Annotated in this window: 22 protein-coding genes and 3 tRNA genes; 14 read left to right on the top strand and 11 right to left on the bottom strand. The window is 43.8% G+C overall.

Going from position 1 to position 20,222, the window contains the following annotated elements; translation table 11 throughout:
- A partial coding sequence (locus ADH67_RS13575; protein ID WP_236578427.1) for a helix-turn-helix domain-containing protein occupies window positions 1-379 on the top strand: 379 nt, incomplete at its 5' end.
- A 23-nt stretch (window positions 380-402) separates the two neighbouring features.
- Complete coding sequence (locus tag ADH67_RS12915) at window positions 403-1,218, top strand: RNA-guided endonuclease InsQ/TnpB family protein (RefSeq protein WP_236578426.1); 816 nt, start codon at window positions 403-405, stop codon at window positions 1,216-1,218.
- Window positions 1,219-1,400: 182 nt separating this feature from the next.
- Here the strand turns inward: ADH67_RS12915 and lysA are convergent, their stop codons facing one another.
- The 3 genes from lysA to ADH67_RS12900 form a co-directional block, all read right to left on the bottom strand.
- Window positions 1,401-2,693: a diaminopimelate decarboxylase gene (lysA, locus tag ADH67_RS12910; protein ID WP_066595467.1), complete on the bottom strand. Its 1,293-nt coding sequence runs from the start codon at window positions 2,691-2,693 to the stop codon at window positions 1,401-1,403.
- Between the two features lie 2 nt (window positions 2,694-2,695).
- Window positions 2,696-3,034 (bottom strand): LPS translocon maturation chaperone LptM, encoded by a 339-nt coding sequence (lptM, locus tag ADH67_RS12905; RefSeq protein WP_066595466.1) that lies wholly within the window; start codon window positions 3,032-3,034, stop codon window positions 2,696-2,698.
- A 315-nt stretch (window positions 3,035-3,349) separates the two neighbouring features.
- Window positions 3,350-3,640, bottom strand: a complete 291-nt coding sequence (locus tag ADH67_RS12900; RefSeq protein ID WP_066595465.1) for a hypothetical protein — start codon at window positions 3,638-3,640, stop codon at window positions 3,350-3,352.
- Window positions 3,641-3,927: 287 nt separating this feature from the next.
- On the opposite strand from ADH67_RS12900, the gene folP reads away from it, so the two are divergent.
- From folP to ADH67_RS12865, 7 genes are all read left to right on the top strand, one after another.
- Window positions 3,928-4,785 (top strand): dihydropteroate synthase, encoded by an 858-nt coding sequence (folP, locus tag ADH67_RS12895; RefSeq protein WP_066596051.1) that lies wholly within the window; start codon window positions 3,928-3,930, stop codon window positions 4,783-4,785.
- Window positions 4,782-6,119 (top strand): phosphoglucosamine mutase, encoded by a 1,338-nt coding sequence (gene glmM / locus ADH67_RS12890; RefSeq protein WP_066595464.1) that lies wholly within the window; start codon window positions 4,782-4,784, stop codon window positions 6,117-6,119. The genes folP and glmM overlap by 4 nt, the downstream gene beginning before the upstream one ends.
- 16 nt (window positions 6,120-6,135) lie before the next feature.
- Window positions 6,136-6,837, top strand: coding sequence for a response regulator (locus ADH67_RS12885; protein ID WP_066596049.1), 702 nt, complete (start codon window positions 6,136-6,138; stop codon window positions 6,835-6,837).
- A gap of 8 nt (window positions 6,838-6,845) precedes the next feature.
- Complete coding sequence (gene phoR, locus ADH67_RS12880) at window positions 6,846-7,916, top strand: phosphate regulon sensor histidine kinase PhoR (protein ID WP_066595462.1); 1,071 nt, start codon at window positions 6,846-6,848, stop codon at window positions 7,914-7,916.
- 77 nt (window positions 7,917-7,993) lie between these two features.
- Window positions 7,994-8,070, top strand: a tRNA-Pro gene (locus tag ADH67_RS12875).
- Between the two features lie 7 nt (window positions 8,071-8,077).
- Window positions 8,078-8,154 (top strand) — tRNA-Arg (locus tag ADH67_RS12870).
- Between the two features lie 15 nt (window positions 8,155-8,169).
- Window positions 8,170-8,245: transfer RNA gene (locus ADH67_RS12865), tRNA-His, on the top strand.
- A gap of 120 nt (window positions 8,246-8,365) precedes the next feature.
- Here the strand turns inward: ADH67_RS12865 and nikR are convergent.
- From nikR to ADH67_RS12840, 5 genes are all read right to left on the bottom strand, one after another.
- Entirely contained in the window at window positions 8,366-8,773 is a 408-nt protein-coding gene (gene nikR / locus ADH67_RS12860) for a nickel-responsive transcriptional regulator NikR (protein WP_066595460.1), read from the bottom strand.
- A 63-nt stretch (window positions 8,774-8,836) separates the two neighbouring features.
- The gene (locus tag ADH67_RS12855) at window positions 8,837-9,550 is read right to left on the bottom strand and encodes a class I SAM-dependent methyltransferase (protein WP_066595458.1); all 714 of its coding nucleotides are present in this window, start codon (window positions 9,548-9,550) and stop codon (window positions 8,837-8,839) included.
- 3 nt (window positions 9,551-9,553) lie between these two features.
- The gene (locus tag ADH67_RS12850) at window positions 9,554-10,309 is read right to left on the bottom strand and encodes an ABC transporter ATP-binding protein (protein WP_066595456.1); all 756 of its coding nucleotides are present in this window, start codon (window positions 10,307-10,309) and stop codon (window positions 9,554-9,556) included.
- Between the two features lie 2 nt (window positions 10,310-10,311).
- Window positions 10,312-11,355 carry a FecCD family ABC transporter permease gene (locus tag ADH67_RS12845; RefSeq protein ID WP_066595452.1) on the bottom strand — a complete coding sequence of 348 codons (1,044 nt, stop codon included), beginning with the start codon at window positions 11,353-11,355 and terminating at the stop codon, window positions 10,312-10,314.
- 7 nt (window positions 11,356-11,362) lie between these two features.
- Window positions 11,363-12,487 (bottom strand): ABC transporter substrate-binding protein, encoded by a 1,125-nt coding sequence (locus ADH67_RS12840; protein ID WP_066595451.1) that lies wholly within the window; start codon window positions 12,485-12,487, stop codon window positions 11,363-11,365.
- Window positions 12,488-12,895: 408 nt separating this feature from the next.
- Here ADH67_RS12840 and ADH67_RS12835 point away from each other — a divergent pair, with 408 nt between their 5' ends.
- On the top strand, window positions 12,896-13,975 hold the full coding sequence (locus ADH67_RS12835; RefSeq protein ID WP_066595450.1) for a porin: 1,080 nt from the start codon (window positions 12,896-12,898) through the stop codon (window positions 13,973-13,975).
- A gap of 61 nt (window positions 13,976-14,036) precedes the next feature.
- On the opposite strand, the gene ADH67_RS12830 is transcribed toward ADH67_RS12835, so the two are convergent.
- Window positions 14,037-14,522 (bottom strand): EVE domain-containing protein, encoded by a 486-nt coding sequence (locus ADH67_RS12830; protein ID WP_066595449.1) that lies wholly within the window; start codon window positions 14,520-14,522, stop codon window positions 14,037-14,039.
- 98 nt (window positions 14,523-14,620) lie between these two features.
- Window positions 14,621-15,331 (bottom strand): dihydrofolate reductase family protein, encoded by a 711-nt coding sequence (locus tag ADH67_RS12825; protein ID WP_066595448.1) that lies wholly within the window; start codon window positions 15,329-15,331, stop codon window positions 14,621-14,623.
- 867 nt (window positions 15,332-16,198) lie between these two features.
- On the opposite strand from ADH67_RS12825, the gene ADH67_RS13835 reads away from it, so the two are divergent.
- The 4 genes from ADH67_RS13835 to ADH67_RS12795 all read left to right on the top strand — a co-directional run bounded on the left by ADH67_RS13835 (window position 16,199) and on the right by ADH67_RS12795 (window position 18,447).
- Window positions 16,199-16,363, top strand: a complete 165-nt coding sequence (locus tag ADH67_RS13835) for a transposase (RefSeq protein ID WP_084081579.1) — start codon at window positions 16,199-16,201, stop codon at window positions 16,361-16,363.
- Window positions 16,364-16,379: 16 nt separating this feature from the next.
- Window positions 16,380-16,604 carry a hypothetical protein gene (locus ADH67_RS12810; protein WP_089275766.1) on the top strand — a complete coding sequence of 75 codons (225 nt, stop codon included), beginning with the start codon at window positions 16,380-16,382 and terminating at the stop codon, window positions 16,602-16,604.
- Window positions 16,605-17,165: 561 nt separating this feature from the next.
- On the top strand, window positions 17,166-17,948 hold the full coding sequence (locus ADH67_RS12800; protein WP_066595440.1) for a MerR family transcriptional regulator: 783 nt from the start codon (window positions 17,166-17,168) through the stop codon (window positions 17,946-17,948).
- Between the two features lie 4 nt (window positions 17,949-17,952).
- Window positions 17,953-18,447: a prolyl-tRNA synthetase associated domain-containing protein gene (locus ADH67_RS12795; protein WP_066595439.1), complete on the top strand. Its 495-nt coding sequence runs from the start codon at window positions 17,953-17,955 to the stop codon at window positions 18,445-18,447.
- A gap of 67 nt (window positions 18,448-18,514) precedes the next feature.
- Here ADH67_RS12795 and ADH67_RS12790 read toward each other — a convergent pair whose 3' ends face one another.
- A complete protein-coding gene (locus ADH67_RS12790; protein WP_066596048.1) occupies window positions 18,515-19,633 on the bottom strand; it encodes a porin in 1,119 nt (372 codons plus the stop codon).
- Window positions 19,634-20,222: the final 589 nt, after the last annotated feature.

Here is a 20,222-nt window from a genome sequence, read left to right as displayed (position 1 = left end):
CCAAGGAAGTCAGGAAACAAAGATGCAGATAAGACGAGCTTTTAGATTTGAATTGTGCCCTAGTGGTGCCCAAGCTCGTTTGATGAGCCAATTTGCGGGTTCCTGTCGCTATGTCTATAACAGAACTTTAGCCACAGAAAAGTCACTTTCCGGCAAAGATAAAGCACATCGGTTCAACTATGTAGAGTGTGCCAACCGTCTTGTTCTGTGGAAGAAAAAGCACTCTTTTCTGAAAGAGTGTCATTCTCAAGTCCTCCAACAAGCATTGAAAGATTTGGAGAAGGGCTACAAGAATTTTTTTGCCAAGAGAGCGAAATTTCCAAGGTTCAAAAAGAAATTTCAGCGAGATTCATTCCGATTCCCGCAGGGATTCAAATAGATGAGGATAAACAAAGGATCTATTTGCCGAAAATCGGGACAGTCGGCTATAGAAAGAGCAGAAGCATCATTGGCAAACCAAAGAACATTACGGTATCCCGACAAGGTCAAAAGTGGTTTGTTTCCATTCAGACTGAATTTGAAATAGAGTCTAAGCGGATGATTAATTCCGAAATCGGAATTGACATGGGCGTTAAGAAGTTTGTAACTTTTTCGAACAGAACTTTCGTAGAGCCGGTCAATAGCTTGAAAAATAATCTAAAGCAGTTAGCTAAACTGCAAAAGGAATTATCTCGACAACAAAAAGGAAGAAACAATTCTAAGAAAACCAAAGCCAAAATCACAAAACTGCACAGACGCATAGCGAATATAAGAAGAGACTTTCTGCATAAGATCACGACGACAATAGCCAAAAACCACGGTATTGTGTTCATGGAAGATCTAAAAGTATCGAATATGTCTGCATCGGCGTCAGGTACAGTTGAGCAGCCCGGAAAAAAGGTCAGACAGAAAAGCGGTTTAAATCGTTCAATTCTTGACCAAGGATGGTTTTCTTTCAAGACAATGTTGGCTTACAAGCTGGAAGAAAGAGGAGGGTTGCTGGTATTGGTTCCTCCGAAAAATACGAGCAGAACTTGTCCGAATTGCAGATATATTTCGGCAGAAAATAGGCGAACGCAAGCACATTTTTCCTGCATTAAATGTGGATACAAAGAAAATGCCGATGTCGTGGGAGCGATAAATGTATTAAGGGCGGGACACGTCCGGTTAGCCTGTGAAATGAACGGTGCAGTAAGGCTGTTGTCAGCAGGAACCCAACGAGACCTTCTACAACAATAGGCTACGGCTGTTGTAGTGGTGGTAGGAATCCTCTTCATTTACGAAGAGGAGGAAGTCAAAGATTGAGCTGGAAAACGACTAAAGAGCTGAAGTTTGGATCTTCAGAGTCTGTTTTTCGTCCTCCAAAATTAGCACGGTGACCGCATCATTAATTTTTATAGGAACCCTGAGCTTCTTAAAGCCTACAGCTCGACAATGTGTTCAGAGGAAAATAGCTTTTCGATTTTCTCTCTTTCGCGGATGACATAGTAGTCAGCCCCGTCAACTAAGATTTCAGGCGGTTTTAAACGAGTGTTGTAATGCGAACTCATTGTCATGCCGTAAGCACCGGAACTCATTACAGCTAAAAGATCTCCGGGCTGAACTTTAAGTTTTCTGTCTTTTCCAAGCCAATCTCCGGTCTCGCAGATCGGGCCAACTACATCAAAGATTTCTTCTTTGATAGGACAATTTTCAGGATAGACGTGTAACGGAGCAATCTGCATCCAAGCTTGGTACAACGTTGGACGGATCATGTCGTTCATTGCGGTATCTACAATGCAGAAGTTCTTCGTTTCGCCTTCCTTGAGATATTGAATTTCTGTGACTAAAACACCGGAGTTGCCGACAATGGAACGGCCTGCCTCAAAAATCATCTCGAGATAGCCATAGCCTCGATTTTCCATTTTTTGATGAAGCGCTTCTACGAGTTCGGAGGCGTGATGAACTTCTTGGCCTTCTTCATAAACAATTCCAAGGCCCCCTCCGAAATCAATATGATCTAGTTCGATACCCTTGGACTTAAGGACGTCTGCTAAGTCTAAAAGTTTGTCGCAGGCATCCAGGAACGGGGAAATATCCGTAATCTGGGAACCAATGTGGCAGTCAATACCGGTTATTTTTAAGAAGTCGCTTTTGCTGGCTTTCTCATAGACGCGCGGGGCATCTTCGATAGCAATACCGAACTTGTTCTGCTTCAGTCCTGTGGAAATATAAGGATGGGTTTTTGCATCAACGTTGGGATTGACGCGAAGCGAAATACGCGCGACTTTGTTTTGAGCTTTGGCTACTTCAATGATTCGTTCAAGTTCCGGTTCAGATTCAACATTGAAGCATTTGATGTCGTTTTCAAGAGCGTAAGCAATCTCATCGTAGATTTTACCAACGCCGGAAAACAGAACTTTCTTTGGATCTCCGGAAGCTTCAATAACTCTCCTCAATTCTCCGCCTGAGACAATATCAAAGCCTGCCCCCAGCTTTGCCAGAAGATGAATAATAGCAATATTGGAGTTTGCCTTCATGGCATAACACATCAAATGCGGATATGGCTTAAGAGCTTGCTGATATGCCAGAAAGGCTTTTTTGATTGAATTGTAAGAATAGACATAAACCGGAGTGCCGAATTCTTCGGCAATCTGTTTCAGAGGAACTCTTTCACACCAGAGTTCATTGTCTCGATAGCTAAAATTCTTATTGTCTGGAAGAAATGGGAGCATGATTATTTCTCTGCTGGTTTATCCGTTTCATGAATGACATTACTGTCGAGTTCTGCAGACTTTTCTGTTTCATTCATAGAAGAAGCAGTACCGGATTTACCGGCTTTCTCATTAGAAGCTTTTTTGATGTCAAGTTTTTCAGGATCGGTGATGACGACCTCAGCATCATCTTTGGGCTCTGCAATGACGGCAGTTGTTTGGCCAGTCATCTCATTTAAAGTTTTTTCAATTCTTGAAAGATAAGAATCGTCCGGATTCGGAGGCAGATAAAGCGGACCTTGCATGCCGCAGCCGGATAATCCAGCTAGGACAAACGTAGCCAAAATAATTTTCTTATACATATGGTTCTTCGTAAAAAGAGCGATAAAACCACTCAATTTTAGTTTCTCAATGAAGTCCTAATTTTAGAGGTTTCGAGCCTTTAAAACGGTAACCTACAAAGCAAAAAGAAAGCCCAGACCAGACAGATTTGTTTTGTGAGAATGTGCGTGGAGACCGGCGATCATTGGAGGAAGAAGATTTCCTGTTGGATGAAGAAGAAAAATTGAGGTACTCAAAAGCTTTGTCCAGCCTTCGAGTTGGACAAGCCGTCCGAATGTTGATTGACAGAGGATGTGAGATTTTTGAATAACATTCCGCTTATATAGCTGCCTATGCTAAATAGGCGCCGTCTCAGGTTTTTTGAGTTTTGGTTTTGAATTGTGCGGTGGTTCAGGTCCTTCATGAGCCTCCGGCTCCCGAGGAGAGTCTTTTGTGTCTGGCTGCAGTTGTTGTTTGTGTTTCTGTCCTTCTTCCTTCAGGTTTTTGGCTACTGTAGACAATGTTGAAGTGACTTTTTCCATGATGGTTTGCTTTGGTTCCTCTGGCGCCGTCTCGTTAAAAATCAGCACGCCGAGAAACGCACCAATGACGAGAAGAAGAACAATTATTTTGGGATGATTTCGCATTGAATTCCTTGTGTAGTTAACCTATATTCTTTTATACTGGGTTTTTACTTAGGCATGCGCCGTTGATTTTGGCTAATTTGTATTTAAATAAATCCACGTCAAGGCTCAATTAGATGCTTTTCATCAAAGGCAGCGCTACGGAGAATTAGTAAATGGGCAAGACTCTCAAAGGCTGTTGATCAGGAAGACTTTTCGATGGAAAGCAATCGTTTCTAGCTTGTATGTATAAACGAGATTCCGTAGTAATCCAAATTAGAATGTGGTTTTTCAAAACTCCACAAAAAGAAATGGATACAGACAAAGCTCTTCTTTGGCAATGCGGGAAATTTAAATTGGATCTTTCGGTTCCCAAGATAATGGGAATTCTCAATGTAACAGCAGATTCTTTCAGCGACGGAGGAGACTTTCTAAATAAAGACGCAGCTCTTCGACAGGCTGAACAACTAAGAAAAGACGGAGCTGACATCATCGATATTGGAGGGCAGTCGACACGCCCGGGTGCAGACAGCATTTCCGTTCAAGAGGAAATGGATCGGGTTTTGCCGCTGGTTGAGGCTTTATCTTCTTGGGACATTCCAATCTCAGTTGATACTTTCGAGCCGAAGGTAATGCGGGAGGCTTTAGCGGCTGGCGCTTCAATCATTAATGACGTTTACGGATTAAGAAAAGACGGAGCATTGGAAATTATCGGTGCTTCTGACTGCGGGGTCTGCATCATGCACATGCAGGGGGAACCCAAAAATATGCAAAAAAATCCTCAATACGCTGATTTGTTAAGTGAAGTCAGTAACTTTTTAACAACTCAGGCAAAGAAATTAGAGCTATTGGGAGTCAGCGGGAATAGAATTTGCTTGGATCCTGGTTTCGGATTTGGAAAAACTGTAAAACAAAACTTTGAATTGCTTGCCGAAGCGGATCATTTTGTCCGCATTGGATATCCTGTTTTATACGGGATGAGCCGCAAATCATCTTTAGGAGCGGTGACGGGAAAAGAGAACCCGAAAGACCGGTTAATTTCTTCCGTGACTGCGCATTTGATTGCCGTAGAAAAAGGCATTCAGATTGTTCGAGTCCATGATGCGGCGGCAATGAAGGAAGCCTTAACAATATTGAACTGTACTCAAAACTATAAGGACTTAGGATGAGTAGAAAATACTTTGGAACTGACGGCGTACGAGGCAGAGTAGGCATCTCTCCGATAACTCCGGAATTTGCACTTTTATTAGCCCAAGCCGCCGGACGTGTACTTAAAAGACAAACCACGGATGGTGAAGTCGGAGTTTTTATTGCTAAAGATACAAGAGTATCCGGCTACATGCTTGAATCAGCCATGCAGGCAGGTTTCTTAAGTGCTGGCGTAGATGTGGTGCTCGGCGGTCCTCTGCCCACTCCTGCAGTAGCTTATTTGACGCGTGCGCAGAGATTAAGCGCCGGAGTGGTGATTTCTGCTTCTCATAATCCTTTCTACGATAACGGCATTAAATTCTTTTCATCTCAGGGAACAAAGCTTCCCGATGATATCGAGCTTCAAATAGAAAAAGAGATGGACCGCGGGTATGCCTGCGTAGACAGTGCTCAGCTCGGAAAAGCAAGAAGATTGGACGATGCAAGCGGCCGTTACGTCGAGTTCTGCAAGAGTACCTTTCCGACGGACATGGATCTGAGAGGCTTAAAGATTTACGTCGATGCGGCAAATGGGGCTGCTTATCACATTGCCTTTGACGTCTATCACGAACTCGGTGCATCTGTGGTTTGCGAAGGCAATGAGCCAAACGGATTCAATATTAATGAAGGTGTCGGTGCCACTCATACGGAAACGCTGCCCGAACGAGTCAAAAAAGCCGGCTGTGATGTCGGTATTGCGTTAGATGGTGACGCAGACCGCGTTATCATGGCCGATACCGAAAGAGTTTATGACGGTGATCAGCTTCTTTATGTCATGGCTAGAGATCGTCTTGCCAGAGGAAAGAAAATCGAAGGCGTCGTCGGAACTTTGATGACGAACTATGCCATTGAAAAGAAATTCGGTGAATTAGGACTGAATTTCTTCCGTGCCAAAGTCGGAGATCGTTATGTTCTTCAGCTGATGAAAGAAAAAGGCTTGCTTCTCGGCGGAGAAGGTTCCGGCCATATCATCGTTTTAGACAAACAGACGACAGGTGACGGTATCGTCTCCAGCCTTCAAGTTCTTGCGGTAATGAAGCGGACTCATAAGTCTTTGGCCGAATTGCTTTCCGAAGTTCATCTTTCTCCTCAGATTTTGATTAACAGAAGATTTGCTGAAGGATATAAGTGGGATCAGGACGAGGTACTCCAAAAACGTATGGCCGAAGTCTCTGAATTCTTGAAAGGAAGAGGAAGAATCCTAGTCCGAGCTTCAGGAACAGAGCCCTTAATCCGCGTAATGGTAGAGTCTTCTGATCGAGACGAAGCTAAAAAGTTAGCCGAAGAAGTGGCTGTAATTATTCCTACCCGATAATGTGAAAGGACCGGATATGGAAACATCTGTGTTAATCGTTGAAGACGAACCGGCGATTCAGGAGCTTATCGCTTATACCTGTGAAAGCAGCGGGATGGAGGTTCGCCGCGCATCTAATGTGGCCGAAGCAAGAAAGATGCTTGAGGCCAAAATCCCGGACATCATTCTTTTAGACTGGATGCTTCCCGACTGCTCCGGATTGGAATGGCTCAAAGAAATCCGCAAAGGCGAGTTCTACAGAAGAATTCCGGTGATTATGGTGACCGCCCGCAGTTTAGAAGACGACAAGGTTGTCGGGTTGGATAAGGGGGCCGATGACTATGTAGTAAAACCATTTTCTCCGAAAGAGTTAGTGGCCCGGATTAAAGCGGTTATCCGCCGTCATGGAGAGGAAGAAACTAAGAAAGAGACGCTTCAATGCGGAGATCTTGTCATTAATCCTGAAGACTTCGAGGTCACTATCGGAAATAAGAGAGTGAACTTGAGCGTGGTTGAATTCAAGATTCTTTCTCTGTTTGCTAAGCATCCGGGGCGTGTGTATTCACGCCAGCAGATTATCGACAATGTGTGGGGCTATGCCGCAGATATTGATGAAAGAACTGTGGATGTTCATATGCTTCGTTTGCGTAAGCAGCTAGCTGCCACTTCTATGGCGGATTTTATCGAAACGGTCAGAGGTCTCGGCTATAGAGCCGCAAAGCAAACTCAAGATGCATGAGGATTGGCATGAAGGTGCGGGACGGCAAAGAAGGAAAGGAAGAGAAGAAGATTCTCAAAAAGGTTGAAAAAGCCGAAGAAAAGGAAGTGAGATTCAAACAGACTCTCCGTGCTCTTCCAGATGGGGTGGTTTTGATGTCTCAGAATTGGGAGATTCAGTGGCTTAATCCTATGGCAGAAAGGGACCTTCAGTTGGATGCGGTGACCGACATCGGTAAGAAAATTCACACCTGTTATCCCAATGGAGAGTTTCTGAATAAGGTAACAAGCGGGGACGAAACTCTTCAAACAATTACGCTGGAAGGGCGTATTATCGAAATCAGGGTAATTTCCGCCGGAAGCAAGTACAGAATTTTGGTAACCCGAGATGTTACGGAACAAAAGCGTTCGGAAGACTTTCGAAGAGACTTTGTGGCTAACGTCTCTCACGAACTTCGTACTCCTCTCACCGTGATTAAAGGTTTTCTGGAGTTGGCAGAGGACTGGCCCTTAAATTCTCAACAGCTCAAGCATCTGGATTTGATGTATGAACAAGTTGAGAGAATGGGTGCATTGGTTAACGATTTGCTGACTCTGTCCCGTTTAGAAAGAGATTCAGCTCCGGCTGCTAAAGAACCAATTGATTTGACCGTTCTTCTTACGGATGCCGCCGTTGACGGCCGTTTCATTTCTCAGGGACACCACTCTATTGTGGTAGATCATATTGAAAAGGTGAATATCCTCGGTGATATTATTGAAATGAAGAGTGCTGTTACCAACCTGGTCAGTAACGCCGTTCGGTACACGCCTCAGGGGGGCACCATTGTTGTCTCATCGTTTTTTAATGACGAAGGTTTAGTGATCTCCGTTAAGGACAATGGAATCGGCATCGCAGCGGAGGCTATTCCCCGTGTTACTGAAAGATTTTATCGAGTCGATAAATCGCGCAGCCGTGAGACAGGAGGTACCGGTCTTGGTTTGGCGATTGTGAAGCACGTCCTTTTCCGTCATCAGGCAAGATTGAAAATTCTTTCTGAGCTAGGAAAGGGCACTGACTTCCAGATTATTTTGCCGAAGGATCGCGTCGAGAAGATTGTGTGAATTTGTAATAAATAAAAAATTTTTTGGAGATGGACTTGGCAAACCGATAAATGTGTTGTATAGTTCTGTCTCCTTGACGGGGTGTAGCGTAGTCTGGTAGCGCGCTTGCTTTGGGAGCAAGATGTCGGGAGTTCGAATCTCTCCACCCCGACCAGCACTAACTGCCCGTAGCTCAGCTGGATAGAGCATCGGCCTTCTAAGCCGGTGGTCACAGGTTCGAATCCTGTCGGGCAGGCCAGTCAGGATTTTAGTGGTACGAGTAGCTCAGTTGGTAGAGTCCAGGATTGTGATTCCTGTCGTCGTGGGTTCGAGTCCCATCTCGTACCCCACTAAGCCTCTAAACAATCTCCAAATTTTTCATTGACAAAGCAACTTTTGCTTCTTCTATTGTTTTCAAATTTAACTGGCGGCCTGGAAAGCAGCAAAGACATGTACCTCTTGCGGCTTAATTAATTTTCCGAATGGATCGGCAAATAATTTATCTTGCCGTTTCCAACGCCTTTTTCCGCAATAGTGTTCTCGCAGAATTGTCTGAGTTTTTCATAAGGGCCTTTGGCAATAACGGCTTCAACGCACGTTTCATGCGTTGCGTGTACATGCATTGAACTAATGACCATATCCAAATGAGAATGCTGATGCTCTACATTGCGTTTGGAGAGAAGAGCCTTTTCATGATCAAAGGCATAACTCACCACTGCCACACATTCCTGTTCAGGATTGAGCAGAGACTCTTTTGCTAATTCATTTCTTAGGAGATCGCGAAAGGCCTCTGAGCGATTTTTGTAGCCTCTTTTTTCAATAAGTTTCTGGAAGGCATCAGCAATCGGTTTATCAACGGTAATAGAAAGTCTCTCCATTCAATTTTTCCAAGGTGTGGGTTCACAAGGAAAGATTGTATTTCTAAGACAGCCCCACTGCAATTATTTAGTTGCTGAAACGAAAAATTTTGAAGGCAATTTCTTTCGTTCTGCAGTTTCTTCCCATACCAGAATTTCGGAATGAATGTTCTTAGCTCCAAGCGCTGTGAGTATTTCTTTGTCTTCCATCGGGCGCATATGGCGGCTTAATGGGAGCTCTTCTGCAATGTGATCGATGGTTTTTGGATCGACATCCAGCAAAATGTGATTGCTTTCTTTTTCCACTTGCTCTTGAACGGAAGCGAAGTCTTGGTTGTAAAGATAGCAGTAATGGTTCCCGTCAAAAACAAAAAGTTTTCCTCGAGGTTTCAATATCCGGAGCCATTCCGCATATGCCGCCTCAGGACTTTCTAAATTCCACACTAAGTTCCTGCTGACAACCGCATCAAAAGAATTGTCTTCAAAAGGTAAGCATTGGGCATCTGCCTGGACAAATTCGACATTTTTAGAAGTGGTGCCGTTAAGCAGATTTTTTGCCTGTTCCAGCATCTTTTCGGAATAGTCCGCTGCCGTCACTTTCATTCCGAGCGACGAGAGAAGCAGAGAGAAATATCCCGGCCCGCAGCCGATATCCAGAACAGAAGAGCCTTGAGGAATTTGTGAAAAATAACGAAGATAAGTTTCTTCGTGATGCCCGTCGAGTTCTTTTTCAATTTGAAGACGATAGCCTTCTGATCGGCTATCCCAGTATTGTCGAATTTGTTCCAGATATTTCATTTTTTACAAAGGTTTTAACGGTGTTAAAGTCATTAGGCCGCGGCTGTTCTTTTCGATCAAACTTTCAATGTTGTAGATTGGATCAATGGTCTGCGAATTCAGAACGCTTTCCGGATGGTCGAATGCATGCATCGTCCCGTTATTCAAGAACAGGACGGAGTCGCTGAATCTTGAGGCAAGCATTAGGTCATGTACTACATACAAAGCGATGGCGTTTTTGCTTTGGCAATACTCGGCAACGGTTTCCATCACAACGAGCTGATGTCGGATGTCTAGAGCACTCGTTGGTTCGTCAAGAAGGAGAAGTTTGGGCTCCGATACAAAAGCTTGTGCAAGAAAGACCAGCTGCTTTTGTCCGCCGCTTAAGCTGCGGACAGGTTGATCGGACAAGTTGTCCAGCTTGAGCTCATGAATAATCTTTGAGACTTTTTCCAACTGCTCGTCGGAAACGTTCCACGTAAGATTCTTGGTTAATCCTAAAAGAACGATTTCAAAAGCAGTCAGAGACGATGTCACTTTCTCCAACTGGGGAAGATAGGCGATTGAAGTTCGATCCAACTTCTGCTTGCCGTTTCGAAGCGTGACCTTTCCTCCATGAGGCTGCATTCCCGCGATGCATTTGATAAAGGTGGTTTTCCCGGCACCGTTCCTGCCGAGGATTGCCGACATTTGATTTTCCATGTAGGAAACGTTGATGTCTTTAAGGATATCTCGGCCACGAACGGAAAAAGAGAGATTTTCGATAGTCAGACTAAGCATTTTTATCTCTGAGTCCTCATCAAAAGGAAGAAAAGGAACGGCACGCCGATAACGGAAGTAACAATGCCGACCGGTAAAGTTGCCCCTTCAGACATAAGTTTCGAAATAATTGAAGCCGCCAGCATTAAAGAGCTTCCAATCACGGAGGCATTCAGAATCAGAAACCTTTGGTCATCGCCGAGGATCAATCGGGCACAGTGCGGAGAAATCAGTCCTACGAATGCAACGGTCCCGATAAAAGCGACAGCCGATGATACTAAGACTGAACTGATGGTAAAGACAAAGATTCTCAAACGATCAGTATTGATTCCAAGTCCTTTAGCTCGTTCCGTACCATCGCTTAGTGCAGTTAATTTCCAAGCTAAACCGAAAGCGATAAATAGAGCGCAGAGCCACGTCACGGAAGAGACAGCCGTGCTGATCCAAGATGCTCGCTGCAGGTTGCCGAATGTCCATCCGGAAATGATTTGAGCGACTTCCGGAGAAGCACAGTACTGAAGGTACTGTTGAAGAGCCTGAAAAAAGAAATTCATGATGACGCCGACAAGAATCAGCGTTGTGGCTGAAAGTGATTTCCTGCTTCCTAAGTAAAAAATGAATCCCGAAACGAATAACGCGATGAGAAGAGCCGATAGAGATACTCCAATCCAAGTCTGTCCTAAAACGGCAAAGCCCATGGTGATGGCAATTGCAGCTCCGAAACTGGCACCTGCAGTAACGCCAAGCGTATACGGACTGGCAAGCGGATTATGAGTAATGGTCTGAATCAGAAGACCGGCCAAACTCAATGAGGCGCCGACAAACAGACAAGTAAAAGTCATTGGGAGACGAATTTCCCAAACGATGAAAGCTGTTGAAGAGTCGCCGTTGGGCCCCTCGGCTAGCGCTTTTAATAACTCGTTTAAATCAATATTGGAAGAGCCAACTTGAATATCGAAAATTACTAAGACTGCGAGCAGAGCGAGCAGAAAGGCAGAGAGCATAAAACGTTTTCGTACTCTCTGCTTATATTCTTCAATTAGCTTGCTATGCGATTCAAGTGCCATTTACGGTCTATTTTGTCTTAGACAAGTGAATCATGAAAGTGCCGTCATACTTCAATTCAGGAAGATAAGCAGCATAGTAGTCATGAAGATTCTTGACCGGATCGATATCTTTGAAGGCTTCCGGATAAAGCTGTTTGGCAATGTACTGAGTAAACGTGTAATCAGCCATGTTCCTTAAGCTTCCGTGGTCTACGGCATAGACGCGGTTGTTCTTGACTGCATCGAGCTTGTCCCAGCCGGGCCTGTGAGTAAATTTCTCAAGTCTTTCTTGAGCTTGCTCTTCGGGAACGGTAAATCCCATACGCATTTGGTCTCCTTCAGACTTATTGCGCCAAATGCTTCCGCCGAGGAAGATGAATTTCGGGTTTTGAGAAATCACAAACTCTTTGTCCAAAGGCAAATATGGCTGCGGAGAGTTCTCTGCAAGGTTGGCTGCTTGGAGATTTTTTAAGATGCTTCCCCAGAGAACATCTTTGTTGTAAGAGTTTCCGTAGCGAGCTACACCTTTGCTGGCAGTTTCCATGTAAGTTTTTGCGCCTTTTTGTTCCGGCGGGAGCTTGTCGATAATATTGAAGACGTGGTCTAGAGCTTCTTTATAGGTTTTGTTCTGTGCTTGAGCAATCTCTTCTCGGCCGAGGAGTTTGCCAAGAATCTCCGTGCTCTTAGTGTGATTTTCCGTTGTCATGGCGTGGTAATCCAAAACAACAACTTTGATGCCGGCTTTCTCGAAGGTCTTTATACGCTGGTTGTTTTCGGTGTATTGGGTCCGACCGATGAGAAGTACATCGGGATGTAAGCTAAGAATTCTTTCTGCGTTCAGGATATCGTCATGATATCCGCCGATGCTGGGAAGCTCTTTTAAGATAGGAAAGGAACGCGTAAAGACTTGATATTCGCCATAACGCGTATCTTCCCATCCGTCTTTAGTTAGTGCGGTAACTTTGCTTAGGTTGTCTTTACCGCCCACCATCAAAAAATTTGCGATGTAGTTAGCAACAATGAAAGTTTTAGGTTGTTTGTCGAAATGGATCTGTCGTCCTTCGATATCGGTTATATCAAAACCAGCTGCTGCGGCCCAGTTCAAGCTGACAAAAAATGAGAGAGAGAAGGCCAAGAGAAATTTTTTCCGCATAGTTTCCTCTTTAGGATTGGAAAAGCATTGTCTGTGTATTTGGAATATTCGTGTTGACTAAAAATGTTTGAGGCCTCAAACAGAGGAAGTAAAGACTGGGGCAAACATTCAGTAATACGAATTTTTAAAATATATTACATATAAGGGCTAAAAAGGATCATTCGTAATAACTTTTAAAAATAGTATTACCTTTTTTGGGATTAGTCAGACTCTTACTCGGATTGAAGTGAACTAGAAGCACAAAGATTGTACTGTCCGGACTCTTCAAAAACGGGACGTCTTCTAGTCTTAGGTAGAACCATCCATAAATTTTCTTCCTTGAACTTTGTTTTCTTTTGTGTCTGTATCGGATAATTTCTTCATTCTTTCCTTACTAACTAACTTTTAATTTCGATGGAGTGAATTCACATGTTGAAGAAAGTATTGTGTGCAGCCGTCGGCTCAGCAATCGCTGTTTGCGCCTACGCTGAATCCAACGTAACTCTTTATGGGGTTTTAGATACAGCGGTTACAGTGACAAAGCACAAGAATCAGAGCGCCAAAGTCATGATGGACGACGGTATCTACGGCGGAAACCGTTTCGGCTTTAAGGGTACCGAAGACTTAGGCAACGGCTATTCCGTAGGCTTTATTCTTGAACAAGGTTTCCAATTGAGTACTGGGGCAGAAGGTTCCGAAGGTAAAGCATTCAACCGTGAATCTTTACTTCAGGTAACAAGCGATTGGGGCCAGTTGGCATTCGGTCGTGCCGGCGGTCTGTCTTCAGATAACGGTACCTACACTATTTTGAGAGGTTCTGCACTTTGGACTTCCTACTACACAGACGGCTGCGTAGCCGGCGCTTTCATCACAACTGATCGTTACGACAACTTGGTTGTCTACCGCTCTCCGGAATTCGGCGGCGCTACCGTAACAGCAATGTATTCCAACGGTACTGGGAGCGATGATCAGAAGTGGGCTAAGAACTCTCACTACTATGGTTTAGGTCTTGACTACAGCAAGAACGACACCGGTTTCAGCGCCATGTGGGAAATGCTTGATAACAAGGGCATGGATGCTCAGTCAACTCAGTTGTTTACGATTGGCGGAAGCCAGGGTTTCGGCAACTTGACAGTCCATGCCGGATATCAGTTTGCTCTGCATAGCCAATACCTTCCGGCCTGGATCAGTCTTCCTGACCCTGTAGTTGACGGTGGCATGGGCCTTGAATCCAGAAAAGGAGTAACCCAAAACGCCTTTACAGCTTCCATCGGTTATCAGATTTGGGGCGGTGAATGGAAGCTTCAAGGCAACTATGCTTTTGGAAAATATAAAGCAACTAACGAGAAGTACAACATTTGGTCTGTCGGCACAGCTTACGAATATCCGTTCAGCAAGCGCACAATGGTTTATTCCTACGCCGGTTACGGTCAAGCCAACAAGATGCTGAAAGAATCCTCTGACTTCAATTCTTGGACACTCACTTTTGGTATCAACCACACCTTCTAAGCTGTAAAACCGCTTAGTAATGTCAAAGCCCGAGAATGCGGGCTTTGGCGTACTTAAAAAGTTAATCCGTGAGTCGATGAAGATGCGGTTTCAGAGCATCCCATTGTTCTTCGGTGACAGGCGTGATGGAAAGTCTGTTTCCCTTCTTTAGTACCTGCATTCCTTCGCACTCCGGAATCTCTCTTAAGTCCTGGAGGCTGATTCTTTCTACCTTATAGAGGACTTTTACATCGACCTGAACCCATCTTGGCTTAACTTCTGAACTCCTAGGATCGAAGTAAACGGAATTAATTTCAAATTGAGTCGGATCAGGATAAGGATCAGAGGCAATTTGTCCAATTCCTACAATGCCGGGTTCTTTGCATGAAGAGTGATAGAAAAGGACCGGATCTCCTGTAGAGCATTTATCGCGCATGAAATTTCTGGCCTGATAGTTTCTTACGCCGAACCAGCCGACAGTTTGTTCTGGCATTCCGAGAACGTCATCTACGGATACTTCCGACGGCTCGGACTTCATCAGCCATGCATAAAATTCTTTTCCGGACATTCGACCACCTCGTATTGTAAGAAGTGTGCATTGTAGCAACCTTCAGAAAGAACAAAAGCGGCAGTTTCGTGCCGCTTCAGTTCGTCTGTTATGACAGATTAATGATGGATAGCGTATCTGATCCAAACAAAGCCGGAACCTACAGTTTCACAGCTCTTGAGTTCAAGTTTGCTTGCTTCCATTGGAGATTCTTCTCCGCACTGGCATTCGATAATGGACGGATGGTCTGACTTGCCGTCGATGCCGGGGTAGATGATTAAGCTGAGTTCATCAACCAAGCCCATCTTCAAGAGATTTCCGTTGATAATAGCTCCGCCTTCAAGAAGCATATTCTTTGCACCGAAATCTTCTTCTAAATGCTTGAGAGCGCTCTTTGTTTCTTCGAGTTTGCTGCCCGGAGTTCTCATAATGTAAGAAACGCCGACGTCTTCCAGTTCTTTTTGATATGCGCGTGTGACGTGGCTTCCGAGAACGGCAACGATATGTTCACCGGTAGGAAGATTGGATGCCTTGTAATGAAGTTTTCCTTGAGGATCGAACACAACTGCTAAAGGACGTCCTTCTCTCTTACCGACAAACGTTGTGGTGTGCATTGTTTTCGGGCCTTCCATTACCGGTTTTTCTTCAACGATGCCTTCACCGTATTCGGCCATTGTGACACGGCCGACGATCCAGCCGTCTGACGGCATTTTAGAAGCTACAGCTTCATAGACTTCGGAAACATCAGAGGAATTGTTGTAGAGGGGAGACCAGTATTTAGAGATAAGACGACCATCGGCAGACATGATCATGTGGCAGATTATTTTCATTTCGACTCTCCTTTGCCTAAAGATGAATTTTGATGACGGAGTTATGCACAAAAGACGTGCGTAAAGTTCTGCACTTGTAAGTATGCGCTTTATTGCCTAGGAAGGAAAGAAGAAAATAAGAAGGTAATATTTAGAAGTAGTGATAGAAGCAGACTTCTCAGGATAAACCTTAGTTTTATTCTTGAGCAAAGGAGAGCTTCCTAAGAGATTTTTAACGAAGGACTCCGGAATTCCGCGGACCTAATGACATGGAACCCTCCTACTTCTCATTGGAGAATGAGAGCAAAATAAAAATGTTTGTAAAAAATTTCCAAATTTGGAGGTCCCATGTAAACCAAAAGAATACTCTCGAATACGATTGATACCAACCAGGAATACAAAGTTATTTTGGCAAAAAAATTGTGTCAGCGCAGCTCCGATAACAATCGATAGGGAAGTCATTAGCATTGTTCGACTCGGATACCATGATCTGGAGAAATGTGCCCAAGAGATGCCTGCAACAACATTCTTCCAATCAGAAAACGGGCCTCAACGATGCACAAGCTCTGGCATTTTTGGCAAGAGAACAACAAATCTGGCTCATCAAGCTTAAGGATCGTCAACAGTTGGAATTTGCAAGTCTAACTACCCTGCGAGAACAGTGTGTCAAGCAGTATAGATAGACCATGGTATCGCTCAAAGGAATCTATCAAAGCTGGGCTTGAACATCTCCAAGGGAATCAGTGGCAACTCACTCTTAAACGAAATGATCGAGAATCCAGAAAAACTAAGGAAAGAGCTCCTAAACATGGTTAAGCATACGCAAGAGGTGCAAAAGGCCCTGACAGGGATTGACAAGACGTTAGAACGGGTAAGCAAGGTTGCAAAGTGGTACAAACGGTCCCCGGAATTGGTCTGATATGTGCTTGTAGGCTCAGAGCGACCATCGGCGATATTTCCAGCTCCAAGCATCCAAAAGACTTTCCGGCTTACTTTGGACTTGTGTCGAGAAGCATATCCACGGGTCACAACGAAAAGAAAGGGAGGAGATAAGACCATGAGGAGCCTTATGATTCAAGCACCCGGATCCGTAATCCTCATGGCTAATAAAGGAAATTTAAAAGCCAGAGCTGATCTTAAAGGAGCAGAGGAAAAAATGCTCTGGGGCAAGCTTACGTGTGTTGTAGCAGCAAAGCTTCTGAGGATTATCAGGGCAATGCTGATCAGCGGTAAATCATTCAATCCCAAACTTGCTGCAATTGCCAAGTGCTCTTTGCCAAAGCAAGCTGTTTAAAGGACATTAGAGATAACAAGAAAATTCGAGCACAATCAACTACAACTTAGCATGAGAAAGCCGATAGGCTCGTTCCACGGTCTGCGCAGGCTGATTGTTTTACAAGCATTAGGCTTTATGAGGCACAAGCGGACTGATCTTGAATTTCATGGTAGGCAAAGAAAGTCAATAGCGACCTTTTAAACAGCTTGGAAAGATTGGTAGATTGGCCACTTCCATATATTGAGTTAAATTGATTAGATCCGAATTTCAACCAGTTTTATACAGAATTTCAAAAAATAGAAAATTTGAATCTTGTTTCGCAAGATTAGGAGAAGTACTTGCTTTTTCGCTTGACATTGTTCCGGGTTCCAGAGAACAGCCTGCGGTAGTTCTCGAGCGTAAAAATACGAAAAAATGTTTGATCCGAGGATCAGATGCAGATAAGAACCGCTCTGCATTAAAAACGCCGTATGATTCTTCTACTGTGCTATTGAACTATGCTGTTTTACTAACATTTAGTTTTCTAATTCAGTTCGAAGTTGGTTAAACTCTGAACCAACACTATTCTTTGGCAGAATCATGTTTAAGACTCAAGAGTTTGCAAAGCTTTGCAGCACAACAAAAGAAACTCTGTTCCATTACGATAAGCTTGGTTTACTCAAGCCAGATCAGGTTTTAAAGAACGGTTATCGAAATTATTCCTACTCCAAGTTAATGGACTTTCATTTCCTTTCTTTTTTAAAAGACTCCGGAGCCTCATTAAAAGAAATTGAGGTCCTTTGTCAGACCGGAACCAATAAAAAGAATGGATGTTCTTTAATACAAGCCTCAGAGAAGATAGAAGATCAAATTTCTAAGTTAGAAATAGAAAGAGTTTTTCTGAAAGAACTGGGTGAGTTGGCAGTAGAAACGGTGGAAGCTCCTCTTGACTCTTTAATGGTTCAGAAAAACTCAAAACAAAGCTTCCTGCTTGTGAAAACAGAACCGCAGGAAATCTCCTCGGACGGCGACTACAGTACAGTCCTAGAAAAAACTTTGACCTTTCCGGTCCCGACTCCTGTATTCGGAATCCTTTTCGATTCAAATGCCGCTAAAGAAGAACGCCTTGTAATCTTGGGGTTGCTTTTCTTAAAAGACACGGTTGACTTAAGTACCAAAATAAAAATAAAGAAAGGTCAATTTGCTGTCTGGTACGGCAGAGGAGACTTTGAAGCTAGGCGCAAAGCGGCCTGCACGGTCATCAGAGAAATTGGTGATTCAGGTTTTTCCGTTGACGGCAACATTCTGTGTTTTAATGTTTTGGAGGTGCTCTCCTCTAATAAGAAAGAGGCCTATTTCAAACTAATGATCCCGGTAAGCTAGAAGAATGACCTCCGATCCTAAGAAAGAAGTTTTGACACGACTAGAAGAGTTAAAAATGCCCTGTCAGATCCATGACCATTCGCCAATTTTGACGGTGGAAGAGGGAAGAAAGATAGCCGCGGGACTGTCCTCTTTATGCTGCAAATCTCTTCTGGTAAAGAATAAGAAAAAATTCTTTTTGATTGTCTTGGAGAGCAACAAACGCTTTGATTCCAAAGCTGTTGCAAAACAAATTGGCTGCGGTCATTTGTCGTTTGCCAGTGCAGAAGACTTAAGGAACAAATTGAATACTTTTGCTGGCGCTGTTTCATTGCTGGGACTTCTTTTTAATGAAGAAAAAGACGTTCAGTTAATCTTTGACGAAGATGTACTTAAAGCCGAGTACATTGACTGTCATCCGTGCATCAATGATTGCAGTTTGAAAATGAGTGTGGCAGATATTATTGGTAAGCTCCTTCCGCAGCTTGGTATTGAGTACAAGACCATTCAGATGGTATAAGCGAGTCAGAAGCAATTAAAGCAAAACGCCCGCTAGACGGGCGTTTTGAGCCTAAATTTTAAGAAAATTAGAACTGGTGGTTAATACCGACGAAGAATTCAACAGAGTTCTTGCCGAGCAAGTTCTTTGGAATGCCGTAAGCAGTTTCTCCGGAGAAGTTGAAATGCAAGGAGCTGTCTGGACCCGCTTCAATTGCGTATCCAGCATTATCGTCATTGAATACAGCTTCTACACCACCGTAAAGACGAGTGCGTTTAGACAAGGGATAGGCATATTTAGTTCCTAGTGACCAGGCATCCGCCTTGTCCTGCGTTTGATTCTTTAAATAGGAACCGGAAACCATCCATTTGCCGCCCCACAATGGAGTTGCCGTGCCTAACTGAGCCATCCAGAAATCGTCAGATTTTTTCTCATCGCTGCTGAATTTCTTGGTGAATTGAATAACCGGCTTAGTAAATCCGAAGTCGTAGCTGGCAGCAAAGTTTAGATATTGGTTGTTCCAACTTTCAGGCTGTCCGCTTGGACTGAACTTACGGAATAAGTAGCTGCCCATGATGGAGAAGTTCCCATGATCAAACTTAGCAGCGTAGTTGTAGATATTGCCTTTGCTGTTGGAGTCTTGCGTTCCGGCAGCATTCGTATGTTCACCCAAAGCGACATAGAAGAAATTAGTAAGCCCGAATGGTGTCGGAAGAACATACATCAAGGAGTTGTCGGCACGTACTAAACTGCCGTCTTGACCTGTAACAGCTGCTGAACCCGGGAAGAAATATGGAGAGTCTGAGGATCCGAGACTCAATTCTGTCGGATCAAACATAGCAAATACTAAGAAGTGCGGAGTGTATTGACGGCCGAAGGATAATTGACCGTATTTGCCGCGGACACCGACGTTAGCTTCACGGCTGAAGGCTTTTCCGTCATTTCCGAATGTAGCGCTGCCGTTATCGGCTAAGAATGCGTTGTCTAAATTGAAGAAAACTTCTACGCCGTTGCCAAGATCCTCGGTTCCTTTAAGACCCCAGTGAGAAGCAGAAAGTCCGCCGCTCTTAATAGCTGTTTTCCATTCGCCGCCTGTAGCGTTGACGGCTACATATTCGTCAACTGCACCATAGATTTCAACATTTCCGGCAAATGCTGCAGAGCAAATTGCGGAGGAACAAAGTAATGCAAGAGTCTTTAATTTCATTTTTAACTCCTTGGTTTGAGTAGTCATAGTTCTTATTTTCCACTTTCTTATTTTTCGACTGTGTTAGATGGAAAACAGATAATTCATTGTTCCTCAGCTTGGAGACAAAAACCGTTAAATAGTTAACGCTACTCAGAAGTTATGAGATTTCTAGGAAGGTTTTTCTTGAGGCAAAAGTTGCGTTCATTTAGAAAATAAGTAACGGCACCAGATCATCCACTTCTCTCAATATTCCGCCTACTTTCACTGTAAGGACTCTCTCATAGATAGAAAATTAAGGAAGCTTTGCAGAAAAAAGTTGAGAAATAGCAGTCTTTGAGAGAGGAATATGTTATTCCAAGGCAACAAGCGATTTTTGAGAAGATTAGACCTGATCCAATGTTAATCCTGCGAAGCTGACAATCTCTTTCCAAAGAAAAATCCCATATCCTGAAAAGATTGTTTGCGACCTTGATTGATTTTGCAGCTATTTCTTGGCTTCTTGCACTTTTTGCAAAGACTTCTTCATAGCTTTTCCGTTTTAATCACATCGGGCTTTGAAGAGAATGTTGGATATTTTGCACTTGCTGTAAGGTCAAGCCAGTTATAA

This window comes from Turicimonas muris (assembly GCF_002221595.1).
GTDB lineage: Bacteria > Pseudomonadota > Gammaproteobacteria > Burkholderiales > Burkholderiaceae_F > Turicimonas > Turicimonas muris.
The sequence above is the reverse complement of the archived record's forward strand: the minus strand, read 5'-3'. Positions and strand labels throughout refer to the sequence as shown.

Bases quoted from the DNA above. Each gene is read 5' to 3' on its own strand.
- lptM (WP_066595466.1), bottom strand. From the start codon at position 3,034: ATGTATAAGAAAATTATTTTGGCTACGTTTGTCCTAGCTGGATTATCC.
- ADH67_RS12835 (WP_066595450.1), top strand. From the start codon at position 12,896: ATGTTGAAGAAAGTATTGTGTGCAGCCGTCGGCTCAGCAATCGCTGTT.
- ADH67_RS12845 (WP_066595452.1), bottom strand. From the start codon at position 11,355: ATGGCACTTGAATCGCATAGCAAGCTAATTGAAGAATATAAGCAGAGA.
- lysA (WP_066595467.1), bottom strand. From the start codon at position 2,693: ATGCTCCCATTTCTTCCAGACAATAAGAATTTTAGCTATCGAGACAAT.
- ADH67_RS12855 (WP_066595458.1), bottom strand. From the start codon at position 9,550: ATGAAATATCTGGAACAAATTCGACAATACTGGGATAGCCGATCAGAA.
- phoR (WP_066595462.1), top strand. From the start codon at position 6,846: ATGAAGGTGCGGGACGGCAAAGAAGGAAAGGAAGAGAAGAAGATTCTC.
- ADH67_RS12840 (WP_066595451.1), bottom strand. From the start codon at position 12,487: ATGCGGAAAAAATTTCTCTTGGCCTTCTCTCTCTCATTTTTTGTCAGC.
- ADH67_RS12790 (WP_066596048.1), bottom strand. From the start codon at position 19,633: ATGAAATTAAAGACTCTTGCATTACTTTGTTCCTCCGCAATTTGCTCT.
- ADH67_RS12885 (WP_066596049.1), top strand. From the start codon at position 6,136: ATGGAAACATCTGTGTTAATCGTTGAAGACGAACCGGCGATTCAGGAG.
- ADH67_RS12900 (WP_066595465.1), bottom strand. From the start codon at position 3,640: ATGCGAAATCATCCCAAAATAATTGTTCTTCTTCTCGTCATTGGTGCG.
- ADH67_RS12830 (WP_066595449.1), bottom strand. From the start codon at position 14,522: ATGTCCGGAAAAGAATTTTATGCATGGCTGATGAAGTCCGAGCCGTCG.
- glmM (WP_066595464.1), top strand. From the start codon at position 4,782: ATGAGTAGAAAATACTTTGGAACTGACGGCGTACGAGGCAGAGTAGGC.
- nikR (WP_066595460.1), bottom strand. From the start codon at position 8,773: ATGGAGAGACTTTCTATTACCGTTGATAAACCGATTGCTGATGCCTTC.
- folP (WP_066596051.1), top strand. From the start codon at position 3,928: ATGGATACAGACAAAGCTCTTCTTTGGCAATGCGGGAAATTTAAATTG.
- ADH67_RS12800 (WP_066595440.1), top strand. From the start codon at position 17,166: ATGTTTAAGACTCAAGAGTTTGCAAAGCTTTGCAGCACAACAAAAGAA.
- ADH67_RS12825 (WP_066595448.1), bottom strand. From the start codon at position 15,331: ATGAAAATAATCTGCCACATGATCATGTCTGCCGATGGTCGTCTTATC.
- ADH67_RS12850 (WP_066595456.1), bottom strand. From the start codon at position 10,309: ATGCTTAGTCTGACTATCGAAAATCTCTCTTTTTCCGTTCGTGGCCGA.
- ADH67_RS12795 (WP_066595439.1), top strand. From the start codon at position 17,953: ATGACCTCCGATCCTAAGAAAGAAGTTTTGACACGACTAGAAGAGTTA.
- ADH67_RS12810 (WP_089275766.1), top strand. From the start codon at position 16,380: ATGATTCAAGCACCCGGATCCGTAATCCTCATGGCTAATAAAGGAAAT.